The organism is Paracoccus sp. JM45 (genome assembly GCF_003590715.1).
GTDB lineage: Bacteria > Pseudomonadota > Alphaproteobacteria > Rhodobacterales > Rhodobacteraceae > Paracoccus.
The window spans coordinates 231544-244716 of the sequence record NZ_QQVY01000001.1; the positions used below are offsets into that span (position 1 = coordinate 231544).

General features: G+C 61.0%; 16 protein-coding genes and 1 other RNA gene. 6 read left to right on the forward strand and 11 right to left on the reverse strand.

The annotated features are described in order from the left end of the window. The first annotated feature begins 12 nt into the window (after window positions 1-12). An RNA gene (gene rnpB / locus DWB67_RS01215) (RNase P RNA component class A) lies at window positions 13-387 on the forward strand. 4 nt (window positions 388-391) lie between these two features. Here the strand turns inward: rnpB and DWB67_RS01220 are convergent. The 5 genes from DWB67_RS01220 to nth form a co-directional block, all read right to left on the reverse strand. Further along, window positions 392-832 (reverse strand): hypothetical protein, encoded by a 441-nt coding sequence (locus DWB67_RS01220; protein ID WP_119805672.1) that lies wholly within the window; start codon window positions 830-832, stop codon window positions 392-394. Between the two features lie 84 nt (window positions 833-916). Next, complete coding sequence (gene mltG, locus DWB67_RS01225; protein ID WP_119805673.1) at window positions 917-2101, reverse strand: endolytic transglycosylase MltG; 1185 nt, start codon at window positions 2099-2101, stop codon at window positions 917-919. Beyond that, complete coding sequence (fabF, locus tag DWB67_RS01230; protein ID WP_119806137.1) at window positions 2098-3360, reverse strand: beta-ketoacyl-ACP synthase II; 1263 nt, start codon at window positions 3358-3360, stop codon at window positions 2098-2100. Before fabF ends, mltG begins: the two co-directional genes overlap by 4 nt. A gap of 165 nt (window positions 3361-3525) precedes the next feature. Beyond that, window positions 3526-4533 (reverse strand): adenosine kinase, encoded by a 1008-nt coding sequence (locus DWB67_RS01235; protein ID WP_119805674.1) that lies wholly within the window; start codon window positions 4531-4533, stop codon window positions 3526-3528. Then, window positions 4530-5192, reverse strand: coding sequence for an endonuclease III (gene nth, locus DWB67_RS01240; RefSeq protein ID WP_119805675.1), 663 nt, complete (start codon window positions 5190-5192; stop codon window positions 4530-4532). Before nth ends, DWB67_RS01235 begins: the two co-directional genes overlap by 4 nt. Window positions 5193-5430: 238 nt before the next feature. On the opposite strand from nth, the gene DWB67_RS01245 reads away from it, so the two are divergent. After that, entirely contained in the window at window positions 5431-6099 is a 669-nt protein-coding gene (locus tag DWB67_RS01245) for an OmpA family protein (protein ID WP_119805676.1), read from the forward strand. A 105-nt stretch (window positions 6100-6204) separates the two neighbouring features. After that, window positions 6205-6966, forward strand: a complete 762-nt coding sequence (locus tag DWB67_RS01250; protein ID WP_119805677.1) for a FadR/GntR family transcriptional regulator — start codon at window positions 6205-6207, stop codon at window positions 6964-6966. 66 nt (window positions 6967-7032) lie between these two features. Here DWB67_RS01250 and DWB67_RS01255 read toward each other — a convergent pair whose 3' ends face one another. The 5 genes from DWB67_RS01255 to DWB67_RS01275 form a co-directional block, all read right to left on the reverse strand. Further along, entirely contained in the window at window positions 7033-7596 is a 564-nt protein-coding gene (locus tag DWB67_RS01255) for a F0F1 ATP synthase subunit B (protein ID WP_119805678.1), read from the reverse strand. Beyond that, a complete protein-coding gene (locus tag DWB67_RS01260; protein ID WP_119805679.1) occupies window positions 7593-8228 on the reverse strand; it encodes a F0F1 ATP synthase subunit B' in 636 nt (211 codons plus the stop codon). The genes DWB67_RS01255 and DWB67_RS01260 overlap by 4 nt, the downstream gene beginning before the upstream one ends. Before the next feature lie 74 nt (window positions 8229-8302). After that, the gene (locus tag DWB67_RS01265; RefSeq protein WP_119805680.1) at window positions 8303-8539 is read right to left on the reverse strand and encodes a F0F1 ATP synthase subunit C; all 237 of its coding nucleotides are present in this window, start codon (window positions 8537-8539) and stop codon (window positions 8303-8305) included. Between the two features lie 87 nt (window positions 8540-8626). Beyond that, entirely contained in the window at window positions 8627-9376 is a 750-nt protein-coding gene (locus tag DWB67_RS01270) for a F0F1 ATP synthase subunit A (RefSeq protein ID WP_255418501.1), read from the reverse strand. Between the two features lie 2 nt (window positions 9377-9378). Further along, window positions 9379-9726 (reverse strand): AtpZ/AtpI family protein, encoded by a 348-nt coding sequence (locus tag DWB67_RS01275; protein WP_119805681.1) that lies wholly within the window; start codon window positions 9724-9726, stop codon window positions 9379-9381. Between the two features lie 231 nt (window positions 9727-9957). Here DWB67_RS01275 and DWB67_RS01280 point away from each other — a divergent pair, with 231 nt between their 5' ends. The 3 genes from DWB67_RS01280 to DWB67_RS01290 are packed head-to-tail and all read left to right on the forward strand — an operon-like array spanning window position 9958 to window position 12087. Further along, window positions 9958-10302 carry a helix-turn-helix transcriptional regulator gene (locus DWB67_RS01280; protein ID WP_119806139.1) on the forward strand — a complete coding sequence of 115 codons (345 nt, stop codon included), beginning with the start codon at window positions 9958-9960 and terminating at the stop codon, window positions 10300-10302. Further along, window positions 10283-11167 (forward strand): PfkB family carbohydrate kinase, encoded by an 885-nt coding sequence (locus tag DWB67_RS01285; protein WP_119805682.1) that lies wholly within the window; start codon window positions 10283-10285, stop codon window positions 11165-11167. Before DWB67_RS01280 ends, DWB67_RS01285 begins: the two co-directional genes overlap by 20 nt. Before the next feature lie 20 nt (window positions 11168-11187). After that, complete coding sequence (locus tag DWB67_RS01290) at window positions 11188-12087, forward strand: pseudouridine-5'-phosphate glycosidase (RefSeq protein ID WP_119806140.1); 900 nt, start codon at window positions 11188-11190, stop codon at window positions 12085-12087. Here DWB67_RS01290 and DWB67_RS01295 read toward each other — a convergent pair. Further along, window positions 12084-13148, reverse strand: coding sequence for a patatin-like phospholipase family protein (locus DWB67_RS01295; protein WP_119805683.1), 1065 nt, complete (start codon window positions 13146-13148; stop codon window positions 12084-12086). The two genes, DWB67_RS01290 and DWB67_RS01295, sit on opposite strands and share 4 nt — an antisense overlap. Window positions 13149-13173 lie beyond the last annotated feature (25 nt).

Consider the following 13173-nt stretch of genomic DNA (forward strand, 5'->3'; position numbering starts at 1 on the left):
TACCGACCGCGCGCGGAGGGCTGGATGACCGCGGCAGGGCAACCTGTCGAGGAAAGTCCGGACTCCATAAGGTAATGGTGCCGGGTAACGCCCGGCGGGGGTAACCCTAGGGATAGCGCCACAGAGAACAGACCGCCTGTGTCCGCACAGGTAAGGGTGAAACGGTGAGGTAAGAGCTCACCGGGGGGCTGGTAACAGCGCCCGCATGGCAAGCCCCACCAGGAGCAATGCCGAATAGGGATCGCGCGCGGCGCAAGTCGCAGGGCCACCTTGCCCCAGCAGATCCGGGTAGGCAGCTAGATCCGGTCGGCAACGACCGGACCAGAGGAATGGTCATCCAGCCGCGCAAGCGGTGGACAAAATCCGGCTTACAGGCCCTCCGCGCATTATATCAAGTCTTTTTCTTCGTCGTCTTGGCGCGGGCCTCGGTCGCGCTGGCGATGGCATTCGTCGCCTCGTCCTGCATTTTCTGGGCAAAGCTGACCATCTGCGCGGCATAGGCTTCCGACCATGACGCGAAATCGCCACCCTTCATCTTGCTGGCGGATTCGCGCATTTCCTCACCCCGTGCCTTCATGGCAGCGAATTGGTCTTCCCATGTTTTCTGCATGGTTTCCCATTGGGTGCGGGCCTGATCACCGGCCTGATCGAAATATTCCTTCATCTGCTTTTGCATGTGGTCCTGACGTTCGGCGGCAGTTTCCTGCCATTTCCTGACACCGGACATCATCTCTTCGTTGCGGGCGGTCAGTTCGGATTGCCATGTGGCCGAGCGTTCTTCGAATGCGCGGGCATTTTCGGCAAGGCTGGAAAACATATCGGACAGCTTCATACAGAATCCTCCTTCAGTGGGACGAAAAAGGCCCCCGAACACAAGACTGCGTCCGGAGGCCGATTCTGTCAAATGTCGATGGAATCAGTTGTCTGACTGCACCGGACTGTCCGTGGGCAAACCACGCTGACGTTCCACTTCGCGCCAGCGGGCGACAGCGGCGTTATGTTCTTCCAGCGTGCGCGAAAACTGGTGCCCGCCCGAGCCATCGGCGACAAAGAACAGATAGTCGGTTTCATCGGGGTTCAGCGCCGCATTGATGGCCGCACGACCCGGATTGGCAATCGGGGTGGGCGGAAGGCCGTCGATCCGATAGGTGTTATAGGGCGTATCGGCGTTCAGTTCCGACCGCCGCAAGCCGCGATCCAGAATGCCCTGCCCGTTCGTGACGCCGTAAATCACCGTCGGGTCCGTCTGCAGCCGCATACTTTGACGCAAGCGGTTCACAAAGACACTGGCCACCTGTGGACGTTCGCCCGCCACACCGGTTTCCTTTTCCACGATCGAGGCCATGATCAAGGCCTCTTCAGGGCTGTCATAGGGCAGACCGAAAGGCCGCGCTTCCCATTCGGCGGCCAGAATATCGGCCTGACGTTTGGCCATATCGGCCAGAATGGCATTCCGGTCGGCACCTTTTTTCATCAGATAGCTGTCGGGGGCCAAGCTGCCCTCGGCGGGAATACTGTCGATATCACCGGTCAGGAAGCTGGCCGATTTCAACGCCTCGACGACCTGCCAGCTGGTGACACCTTCGGCCATGACCAGCGACAGACGCACATCGGCCTGTTCTTCGGCATCCGCGATGGGCTGGGGGCGATCCTCGGCGCCGGGGACATAGCGGACCATTTCCTCATAAACACCGGTGGTCGGGTTCATATCGCGCAGCAGCACGGTGTTTTCGCGCACGCCGACGCGGAACAACACCTCGGTTCCGCAGGTCGAAGGACCGCCCGCCGTAACTGTGCCCACGATGTCTTCCATGCTGGCACCCGGCTGCATCAAAAAGCTGCCGAATTTCAGATCGCGCGATTTGCCAAGGTAATCGGCACCTGCCCGAAAGATATAGGCGTTCGAGATGGCACCCTGTTCGGACAGCCGGTTGCTGACCGCATTCAGGCTGGCACCCGGTGCAATCTGGACGCATTGCGCGACCTGACTGGGACCCGGACCGCTGAATTCACGCTTGGCCCAAGCGACCGCGGCAGCCGAAGCCACCAGCAGCACAATCGCCAGCGTCAGGAAATTCGAGGCGATGTTGCGCCAGATCATTCAGCAACCTTCCCCAGCACAAGGCTGGCATTCGTGCCGCCAAAGCCGAAGCTGTTGGACAGCACGACATCGACCTTGCGACGCACGGCAGCATTCGCCGCCAGATCCAGTTTCGCCTCGACCGCCGGATTGTCCAGATTGATGGTCGGCGGACAGATCTGGTCACGGATCGCAAGCACACAGAAGATCGCCTCGACCGCGCCAGCCGCACCCAGCAGGTGGCCAATGCTGGATTTCGTCGATGACATCACTGCATTCGAGGCGTGATCGCCCAGCAAACGTTCGACCGCACCCAGTTCGATGGTATCGGCCATCGTGCTGGTGCCATGCGCGTTGATGTAATCGATCTGGTCGGCGTCGACTTTTGCCGACTGCAGCGCGGCTTGCATGGCGCGGAAACCACCATCGCCATCCTCCGAAGGGGCGGTGATGTGATAGGCATCGCCCGACATGCCGTAACCCAGCACCTCGGCATAGATTTTGGCGCCGCGCGCCTTGGCGTGTTCGTATTCTTCCAGCACGACAACGCCCGCGCCTTCGCCCATGACAAAACCGTCGCGGTCGGTGTCATAGGGACGGCTGGCGTTTTCAGGATCATCACCGCGCTTGGTCGACAGCGCCTTGCAGGCGTTGAAACCCGCAATGCCGATTTCGCTGATCGGGCTTTCCGCCCCACCCGCGATCATCACATCCGCATCGCCCAGCATGATCATCCGCGCGGCGTCACCAATGGCGTGCGATCCCGTCGAACAGGCCGTCACCACCGAATGGTTCGGCCCCTTGAACCCGTAACGGATCGAGACATGACCCGAAATCAGGTTGATCAGCGCACTGGGAATAAAGAACGGCGATACGCGCTTGGGACCCCGTTCCTTGATCAGCACAGCCGTATCCGCGATCGAGGTCAGACCCCCGATCCCCGATCCCAGCATGACACCGGTACGCAGACGCTCTTCTTCATCCTCGGGCATCCAGTTGGCGTCAGTCACCGCCTGATGGGCCGCGGCCACACCGTACAGAATGAAATCATCAACCTTGCGGCGGTCTTTCGGTGCCATCCAGTCATCGGGATTGAAGGTGCCGTCCGTGCCATCGCCGTAAGGAATTTCACAAGCATATTTGGTGACGACGTCCTTGGCATCAAAGCGCGTGATCGGACCGGCGCCCGATTTACCGGCCAACAACCGCTCCCATGTCGCCTCGACGCCCGAGGCGAGCGGCGTGACCATTCCCAATCCGGTGACAACAACCCTGCGCATCGGCATTTCCTTCAGTTCTTCGCAAATTTCGGATGTGATACACGCGCCATGCTTTTCGCGCAACGTCACGAAGCCGCGAACCGCCTATGGCAGGCCGCGCTTTCAACCATCAGCGCCAACGGGGGTGCGGGGGGCTGGCCCCCCGCCCGTCGCGGGACGCAAACCTCAGACCAGCCCTTCGGCACGGAACTGCGCCAGAATATCACCCTCGGGACGTGCGCCGACATGGGCAATCACCTCGGCTGCCGCGATACAGCCCATACGACCCGCAACTGCCAAAGGCCGCCCCGTCGCCAGACCATAGATCAGACCGGCTGCAAACTGGTCCCCCGCCCCCGTCGCGTCGACCGGCACGATCCGGTGCACCGGTGCCGTCACACGTTCGCCGTTGCGGATCAGGATCGCATCCTCGCCCGAACAGGTGCAGATCACCGTGCCGCAATCAATCGCAGCAAGACGCAATGCCTCATCCAGGTCCTCGACCTGATAAAGCGCGGTCCATTCGTGCACATTCCCGATCACGTAATCCATCGGGCCTGCGACAAGCTTGCGGAAATCCTCGCGGTGGCGATCGACGCAGAAGGGGTCCGACAGGGCAATCCCCGCCTGCCCGCCCGCGTCATGACACGCCTTCGCGGCTTTCAGGAAGGCATCCTTTCCTTTGGGCTTGTCGAACAGATACCCCTCAAGGAACAACCAGCCTGCGCCCTGAAAAATCGACGGGTTCACGTCGTCAGGTCCCAATTCGGCCGAGATCCCAAGATAGGTGTTCATCGAGCGTTCGCCATCCGGTGTGACCATGATCATGCTGCGTGATGTCGGCAGCTGATCACCCCCCACTGGCGGATTCACAAATACCGTGCCGGCATTTTCGGTCTGCTCGGCATAGGACAGCCCCAAGGCATCATCGGCCACGCGCCCGATAAAGGCGGTCTTCAGACCCAGCTTGCCGATCCCCGCCAGACTGTTGGCGACCGATCCCCCGGGGATCAGGCGCGCGCGCTGGTTGCTGCCCAGATGGCCTTCGGCGGCCATCAGTTCGTTCGAGCGATCCAGATCGACCAGCTGCATAATGCCCTTCTGGACATCAAGTTCGGCCAGACGTGATTCCGCCACGGGGGCAATCACATCCATGATGGCATTGCCGATCCCGATCACATAGGGGGTGGTCATTGGGTCTTCTCCTCATAGGGGCACAGGTCGCGGATGGTACACACCGCACAGCGGGGCCGTCGGGCCTGACAGATATAGCGTCCATGCAGGATCAACCAGTGATGTGCATGGACCTGAAAACGGGCGGGAACATGATCCTCGATCGCGCGCTCGACCTCATCGACATCGCGGCCGGGGGCAAGGCGGGTGCGGTTCCCGACGCGGAAGATATGGGTATCGACCGCCTGTGCGGGATGTCCGAAGGCGCAAGACAGCACCACATTGGCGGTCTTTCGACCCACCCCCGGCAGGCTCATCAAAGCGACGCGGCTGTCGGGCACCTGACTGTCATATTGGTCGACCAGAATCTGTGACAGGGCGATCACGTTCTTGGCCTTCTGGCGGAACAGCCCGATGGTCTTGATATGCTCGGTCACGCCTTCCAGCCCCAAGGCCAGCATCTTTTCCGGCGTATCGGCCATCGCAAACAGACCGCGCGTCGCCTTGTTCACCCCGACGTCCGTCGCCTGCGCCGACAGGGCAACAGCCACGACAAGCGTAAAGGGGTTCACATACAACAGTTCGGTCTGCGGTTCGGGTTCGGCCGCTTGCAGCCGCGAAAAAATCGCGACCTGATCGGCAAAGGGCAATGCGGGCGGAAGCTTTTTGGAACTGGCCATAGGAACTGCTTTTGACGGGATGCCGCGATTATTGCAAGCGGCAGCCATGATCAACAACCTCTGGCAAATTTGTGAGGGGATTCCAGCTGCATCAACGCAACATTGACTTTATTTCGGCGCGGAACTGCGACAGCCTGCCACGCGTTACACGCGTATCCCGGAATCGGGAACGCTATCGAAGATTGGCGCGGCAGCGGAGCATTCGCAACCACCGCCCAGATAAAGGAAAGGGAGCCCGATGAAACTCCGCACGACGTCCATTCTTGCAGCCTCCGGTCTGATGATCCTGGGCGCCTGCGCCGACACCGGCACCTTAAGCACAACCTCGGGCGACAACACCCGCACCACACAGGGCGCTTTGGCAGGTGCCGCGGTCGGGGCACTTTACGGTGCCACCCGCGACAGCGACAGCAACAATCAAGGTCGCGACGCCGCACGTGGCGCAATTCTGGGTGCGGCAGCGGGCGCGGTTGCAGGAAATATCCTTGACCGTCAGGCAGCTGCGCTGAAATCCTCGATTTCGAACCCGAATGTTCAGATCGTCAATCACGGTGATTACCTTCAGGTCGTCCTGCCCGAAGGCATCCTGTTCGGCACTGATTCCGCCGCCGTGTCCGGCCCTGCACAGACCGATCTTTATGCTGTCGCGCGCAACCTGAACGAATATCCCAACAGCCGCGTCGAGGTGATCGGCCATACCGACAACACCGGCAGCGCCGCATATAACCTTGATCTGTCCCAACGCCGCGCACAATCCGTTTCGGGCATTCTGTCGGCCGCCGGTGTATCGCAAAGCCGTCTGGTCGCAGTCGGTCGCGGTCTGACCCAGCCCGTCGCCTCGAACGACACGGTATCGGGTCGCGCCCAGAACCGTCGGGTGGAAATTCTGATCCGTCCGACCCAGTAAGCAGTTACCATATTCTTGTACGGGGCCGGATCACGCATCCGGCCCCTTTGCATTCGATATGATGGTCATTAGGCTTTCCTGCCCTGCCCTTGCAAAGCGACCGATATGCCCTTCACCAAAATCGATGCCGCCAAAATCTCCGGTGCTGTCATCAGACAGCTGGAAACACTGATCCTGCAAGGTATTCTGCGACCGGGTGAACGCCTTCCCGGTGAACGCGATCTGGCCGAACGTATGGGCGTATCACGCCCTTCGCTGCGCGAGGCGTTGTCGGCAATGCAGGATGACGGTTTGCTGGTAACCCGCCCCGGCGCAGGCGTCTTCGTGGCCGAGGTGATGGGTGGTGCGTTTTCACCCGCATTGGTCCGCCTGATCGGTCGTCATCCGCAGGCTGCGGTCGATTACCTGACATTTCGCAAGGATCTTGAGGGGCTGGCCGCCGAACGTGCTGCCACCGCTGCGGGCGAAACCGATCTGGCGGTTCTGGACCGGATCATTGCCGACATGCGCCACGCCCATGACGGCAGCGACCCCGATACCGATGCAAGTCTGGACGCAGATTTCCATATGGCCATCGTCGAGGCCAGTCATAATATCATTGCCCTGCATATGATGCGCGCCATGCAGGATCTGCTGCGTCAGGGCATGCTGTTCAACCGCGCCAAAGTGTTCGAAACACCAAAGCTGCGCGACCAGTTGCTGGACCAGCATATCGCCATCAACACCGCACTTCAGAAGCGTGATGGCCCTGCGGCACGTTCCGCGCTGGAGGTTCATCTGGATTGCGTGGCGATCGCCCTTGCTGACCAGCGCCGGATTGAGGGTCAGGACATTCTGGCCAAATTGCGCCTGCAAAATCGCGAATAATCCCTATAAAGAAAAACCCCCGATGCGATGGCATCGGGGGTTTTTATCATGGTCTGACATCGCAGCTTAGTTCAGGCGCTGCGCCACATCAGTGATCGCTTCGTCGATACCGGCGGAACGCTGACCGGCGCTGACCTGTTGGGCCAGAATGCTTGCGGCGGCAGCGACTGCGGTCTGGACAGCGCGGTCACGAACGGCGCGAACCGCATCGTCCTCTGCGCTGGTGATCTGGTCCTGCGCGGCCTGAAGGCGACGCTCTATCGAGGTGGCAAGATCGGCCTGTGCCTTGGCTGCCTGTGCTTCGGCTTCACGCTTGGCGTTTGCCACGATCTGGTCAGCCTGCGTTTTTACTTCACGCTGGCGACGCTCATAGCTGGCATAGATCTCTTGCGCTTCTTCACGCAGGCGACGTGCCTCGTCCAGATCGTTGCGGATACCGTCCGCACGCTTGTCCAGCAACCCGCCCAGCATTTTGGGAACGTTGAAATAGAACAGCACGCCGATGAACACGAGGAACGAGATCAGGACGATGAAGTTCGTGTTACGCAGCGAAAAGAACGGTCCGGTGGCAGCAGCAGCAGGCCCCGCCGTCACTGCGGCAGCAGCGGCGATTGCGAACAAACGGTTCATTGCACGGCCCCTTTCATGCGGTCGTCAACTGCGGTTCCGATAACGGCACCATCGACGTTACCGCCAAAGTTACGCACCAGTTCTGCGGTGACATCCAGCGCGACTTCACGCGCATCGACATCCGCCGTCGCACGAACTTCGCGGATGCGAACTTCGGATTCAGCGGTGCGTGCCGAAATCTCGGCGTCGGCCTTGGCGATTGCGGCGTCAAGCTCGGCCTGGATTTCGGCGCGGTTCTGCGCGACGATGGCCTGGGCTTCACCGCGCGCATCGGCCAATGCCTTGTCATAGGCAGCTTCGGCCTCGCGGGCTTTCTGCTTGAATTCTTCTGCGGCCATCAGATCGCCGGTGACGGCACCCTGACGATCCGAAAGGACCGATGCGATACGCGGCAAAGCGACGCGCGACAGCACCAGATAAAGAACCACCAGCGTGACGACCAACCAGAAGATCTGGTTGCCGAATGTGGCGATATCCAGCTGCGGAAGGCCCGCGGCTTCGGCGGCATGGCCCGCTGCATCGACCCCGTGGGTCGCGGCATCGGCGCCGTGGGTCGCTGCTTCGTCAGTGACGATCGCGCCCTCAGTGGTTTCGACCGCGGTGTGGGCGGCCTCTTGCAACAGGCTGATCATATCCTACCCCATGGCCTTGAATATCACGAAGGGGTGGGGGTTTGCCCCCACCCCGCCGCAAGGATGGCGATGGATTAGACCGCGAACATCAGCAGAAGCGCGACGAGGAACGAGAAGATCCCCAGTGCTTCGGCGAATGCCATGCCGATGAACAGCGTAGCGGTCTGGCCGGCAGCAGCCGACGGGTTACGCAGGGCGCCAGCCAGGAAGTTGCCGGCAACGTTGCCCACACCCAGAGCAGCGAAGCCCATGCCGAACGCGGTCAGGCCGACGCCGATGTACTGGCCCAGATCTCCGATATTGCCTTCCATGGTATTTCTCCTTGCGGTTGGAAGTTTAGCTAGAACTTGTGGCAGTGGCTTCATCCGTGAAGCCACCCGGGGACGCTGTCCGCCGCATCAGTGCGACGGGTGCAGCGCATCCTTGAGGTAAACGCAGGTCAGGATGGTAAAGACATAGGCCTGAACGAAGGCGACAAGCACCTCGAAGGCATACATCCCGACAACCGCGAGAATTGCGACGGGGGCAACAGCGGCAATCGCTGCAAAACCCGCAAAAACTTTGATAACCGCGTGGCCTGCGATCATGTTACCGGCCAAACGAATGGACAGCGACAGCGGACGCACGAAGTAGCTGATCACCTCGATCACAGCCAGGATCGGACGCACAGCAAGCGGTGCCGAGCGGACCCAGAACAGATCAAGGAATTTCGAACCGTTCTTGATGAAACCGATGGCGGTCACACCAAGAAACACTGCCATCGCCAGAACGCCGGTCACAGCGATATGCGAGGTGACCGTGAAGGCCAGCGGCAACAGGCCCAGCAGGTTGGCGAAAACAACGAACATGAACAGCGTCATGACATAGGGGAAATAACGCAGGCCGTCTTTCCCCGAGATGTCTTCGATCATCTTATGGACCAGACCATAGGCCATTTCGGCCATCGACTGGGCACGGTTCGGAACGATGGCGCGGCCACGCGTGCCCAGCACCAGAACGGCAATTGCCGCAAGGGCGGTCAGCGCCAGCCACAGTGTTACGTTCGTCGGGGTGTACCAGTGGACATCGCCAGCTCCGAACAGGGGCTTGACGATGAACTGGTCCATCGGATGGAATTCAAGGCCGCCGCCAGTCGCTTCCGTCGCCACGATCAATCCCTCTCGTCACTGCCCGGCTGATCGCCGGATTTTCGGTCAAGCTCGGCTGCGGTACGCATCATGGATTTGACGCCAGCCGCAAGGCCGAAGAATATAAACAGGATCATCATGAATGGCGTGGTGCCAAGCAGATAATCCACTCCGTAACCGACTGCGAAACCAAGCCCCAGGCCGGTCACGAATTCGATCACCATGCGCCAGGCAAGATTGGCCTGTTCGTATTTCCCCATCGGGTTGGACCCGGATGGTTTGGGCGCTTTTTCGGCAAGCTTTGCTTCCAATGCGCGAAGACGTTCGGCATCCGCCGCCCTGTCATCGTCACTTCGGGGCCCGCTGGCCATATCTCACGCCCTTGTGTTCGTTGGGCGTTGTCTAGGGGCAACCGCGCCCCAAGTCAAGCAAAGCTGTCCGTTTCGTAAGGTGCTGATATTTAATCAGATTAATCATCGCGTATTTCGGTTGGACGGGTTGCATTCCCCGACGCCGTTTTACATTATTCAACCGTTCGGTTGACCATTGCCATGATCGGGCAGGCCCCCAGACCCACAGGCGACATCATGACGACTGCCCAGATGCCCGACAGGCTGGACCTGATCTTCTCGGCCTTGGCCGATCCGACGCGTCGGCGCGTCCTGTCGATGTTGTTAGAGGATGATATGGCGGTCAGTGACGTCGCGGCACCGTTCGACACCAGTCTGGCATCCATTTCCAAACATCTTGCAGTGCTTGCAGCCGCCGGTCTGATCCGGCAAGAGCGACGCGGCAGGATCACATGGTGCAAGCTGGACCCCGACGGGATGCGCGGCGCCTCGGTCTGGATGCAGGGCTTCGGGCAGTTCGACCCGATTGATCTGGATGATTTCGAACGGTTTCTGGAAACCGAGCTAAGGGATGATGATGACCGAGAAGCACCCTGACATTCTGTGTATCGGCGCGATGCTGTGGGACGTGATCGGACGTGCCCCGCGCCGCATGGCCCAAGGTGCCGATGTGCCGGGCCGTATTCAACATATTCCCGGTGGCGTTGCCCTGAATGTCGCGGTGGCGCTGGCCCGCTGGGGTCTGACCCCTGCCGTGTTGTCTGCCGTCGGTTGCGACCCCGAGGGCGAGGCGTTGACAGCGCAGGCCAACCGCCTTGGTGTCCGCACCGACTGGCTGAGCCGCGACACGGGCCTGCCGACCGACTGCTATATGGGCATCGAAGACAGCGAGGGTCTGATTGCCGCCATTGCCGATGCCCACAGTCTTGAGGCGGCTGGCGACACCATCCTTGCGCCTTTGGCCGATGCGCTGGCCAATTGGACCGGCCCTGTCGTTCTTGACGGCAACCTGACCGAGGATCTGCTGGCCCGCATGTCGCGCGACCCGCGTCTGGCCAATGCCGATCTGCGTGTGGTGCCCGCCAGCCCCGGCAAGGCCGAACGGCTGGAACCGCTGATTGCTGCCCGCCGTGGCTGTTTTTACCTGAACCGGCTTGAGGCCGAGATTCTAGCCGGTCGTGCCTATCCCGATGCCGCTAGCGCCGCGCAGGCCGTGGTGGCGCGCGGTGCCGCCCGTGTGCTGGTCACCGATGGCCCCCATTCTGCCGCCGATGCCATGGCCAACGGTCCGACGCTGGTCGTGACCCCGCCCCGCGTCACCGTCGCCCGCGTCACCGGCGCAGGCGATTGTTTCCTTGCCGCCCATCTGGCGGCCGAATTGCAAAACCAGCCGCGCGAAGCGGCATTGCGCCAAGCGGTCGAAGCCGCTGCCGCCCATGTTTCTGGAAAGGACGTTCCGTGACCAATCTGACCAATGCCCCCATGACTTTCGCCCCCGAGGTTGCCGAAGCCCTGAAAGCCGGACGCCCGGTCGTCGCGCTGGAATCGACCATCATCACCCACGGCATGCCTTGGCCGCAGAACCTTGAAATGGCGCAGAAGGTCGAAGATACCATCCGCGAAGGCGGTGCCGTGCCCGCCACCATCGCCATCATGGGCGGCCAGATCCATATCGGCCTGACGACCGAGGCACTGACCGCATTGGCACAGACGCCCTCCGATCAGGCGATGAAGCTAAGCCGTGCCGATCTGGCGGTCTGTCTGGCTAATGGCCACACCGGTGCCACAACTGTTGCCGCCACGATGATCTGCGCCGAACTGGCAGGCATCAAGGTCTTTGCGACCGGCGGCATCGGTGGCGTGCATCGCGGGGCCGAACTCAGCTTTGATATTTCCGCTGACTTGCAGGAATTGGGCCAGACAGCTGTGACGGTTGTCGCCGCCGGTGCCAAGGCCATTCTGGACCTGCCGAAAACGTGGGAAGTGCTGGAAACGCTTGGCGTGCCGGTCATCGCCTTCGGACAGGACGAATTGCCGGCCTTCTGGTCGCGCGCATCGGGCATCAAGGCACCCTTGCGGATGGACAGCGCGACCGACATCGCCGCCGCCGCCGCCATGCGCGCGCGTCTGGGTGTGAAAGGCGGCCAGCTGGTCTGCAACCCGATTCCGGTCGAGCATGAAATCACCCGCGACGTGATCATGCCCGCCATCGAACAGGCCCTGTCGGAAGCCGAGGCGCAAAAGATCGCCGCCAAGCAGGTCACGCCCTTCCTGTTGCAGCGCATTTTCGAACTGACCGAGGGTCGTTCGCTGGCGTCCAACATCGAACTGGTCCTGAACAACGCGCGTCTGGCCGCGGCCATCGCGCGCGCCATGGTCTAATCGAAAGACACGGCGGGAAAGAATTGGGACAGATCGAAACTGTCCTGATTGTTCAGCTTGTCGGCGTGATCGGTGATAAACCGATCCGCCGCCGCCTGCCCCGCCTTTTTCATTTCCGCCAGCATCCCCGGCCCGGGCATCAGCTTGGACCGCGCGGTCAGATCGATCATCAGCGCATCGTCATCAATCAGATGCACCAAGACGTTCTTCATGGTCGATGCCTCGACCCGCCCTTCGGCAAACAGCCGTTTGACGAAATTGATCGCCCGTAACTGCCCCATCAGGGATGAATTGAAGCTGATCTCGTTCACGCGGTCGGCGATTTCGACCGGTGTGCGCGGCAGGGCATCACGCATCAGCGGGTTCAGGGCGACCACCACGATATCGCGTGGGTAACTGTTGCTATACATCGGAAACAGGGCCGGATTGGCCGCATAACCACCATCCCAATAGGCATCCGTAATGCCGGTATCGGGGTCCGTAATCTCGATCGCCTGAAACAGCGTTGGCAAACAGGCCGAGGCCATGACCGCATCCGGCGTCGCCTGCGTGCCCGTGAACACCTTGACCCGCCCCGTGCGGACATTGGTGGCCGACACGAACAGACGCGGACCTTCCTTGCACGAAAAATCGGGATAGGGCAGATCGCGCATCAGTTTGCCAAGCGGATTGACGTAGAACGGCCCATAGTCATAGGGGCTGAAAATGCGTGTCAGCCCGTCCATCCAAGCGGCAGGTGAGATCATCTGCGCAAAGCGTTCGACCCCGCGCGGCATCGGCATCAGCGATTGCAGCCAGCGGATGACGCGATTGTCGCTGATATCCCCCACCTCGGACCAGAGGGCCTCCAGATTTTCGCGTGCGGCCTGCTTTCCGGCGGGCCCGTCGAAGGCAGCCAGCCCCGCCTTCAGTGCGGCACCGTTCAAAGCACCTGCCGAGGCACCGCTGACCGAAGCGATATCCAGCCATGGTTCGTGCAACAGCCGGTCCAGAACCCCCCAAGTGAACGCGCCATGGGCGCCCCCGCCCTGAAGCGCAAGATTTATGCTTTTGTCCTTCATCGCGCAGCACCTATCGTTAGGGGGT

Coding starts and splice junctions, on each gene's coding strand:
- DWB67_RS01255 (WP_119805678.1), bottom strand. CDS start 7,596: ATGAACCGTTTGTTCGCAATCGCCGCTGCTGCCGCAGTGACGGCGGGG.
- DWB67_RS01235 (WP_119805674.1), bottom strand. CDS start 4,533: ATGACCACCCCCTATGTGATCGGGATCGGCAATGCCATCATGGATGTG.
- DWB67_RS01280 (WP_119806139.1), top strand. CDS start 9,958: ATGCCCGACAGGCTGGACCTGATCTTCTCGGCCTTGGCCGATCCGACG.
- DWB67_RS01285 (WP_119805682.1), top strand. CDS start 10,283: ATGACCGAGAAGCACCCTGACATTCTGTGTATCGGCGCGATGCTGTGG.
- DWB67_RS01220 (WP_119805672.1), bottom strand. CDS start 832: ATGAAGCTGTCCGATATGTTTTCCAGCCTTGCCGAAAATGCCCGCGCA.
- nth (WP_119805675.1), bottom strand. CDS start 5,192: ATGGCCAGTTCCAAAAAGCTTCCGCCCGCATTGCCCTTTGCCGATCAG.
- DWB67_RS01260 (WP_119805679.1), bottom strand. CDS start 8,228: ATGATCAGCCTGTTGCAAGAGGCCGCCCACACCGCGGTCGAAACCACT.
- DWB67_RS01275 (WP_119805681.1), bottom strand. CDS start 9,726: ATGGCCAGCGGGCCCCGAAGTGACGATGACAGGGCGGCGGATGCCGAA.
- mltG (WP_119805673.1), bottom strand. CDS start 2,101: ATGATCTGGCGCAACATCGCCTCGAATTTCCTGACGCTGGCGATTGTG.
- DWB67_RS01290 (WP_119806140.1), top strand. CDS start 11,188: ATGACTTTCGCCCCCGAGGTTGCCGAAGCCCTGAAAGCCGGACGCCCG.
- DWB67_RS01265 (WP_119805680.1), bottom strand. CDS start 8,539: ATGGAAGGCAATATCGGAGATCTGGGCCAGTACATCGGCGTCGGCCTG.
- DWB67_RS01250 (WP_119805677.1), top strand. CDS start 6,205: ATGCCCTTCACCAAAATCGATGCCGCCAAAATCTCCGGTGCTGTCATC.
- fabF (WP_119806137.1), bottom strand. CDS start 3,360: ATGCGCAGGGTTGTTGTCACCGGATTGGGAATGGTCACGCCGCTCGCC.
- DWB67_RS01245 (WP_119805676.1), top strand. CDS start 5,431: ATGAAACTCCGCACGACGTCCATTCTTGCAGCCTCCGGTCTGATGATC.
- DWB67_RS01295 (WP_119805683.1), bottom strand. CDS start 13,148: ATGAAGGACAAAAGCATAAATCTTGCGCTTCAGGGCGGGGGCGCCCAT.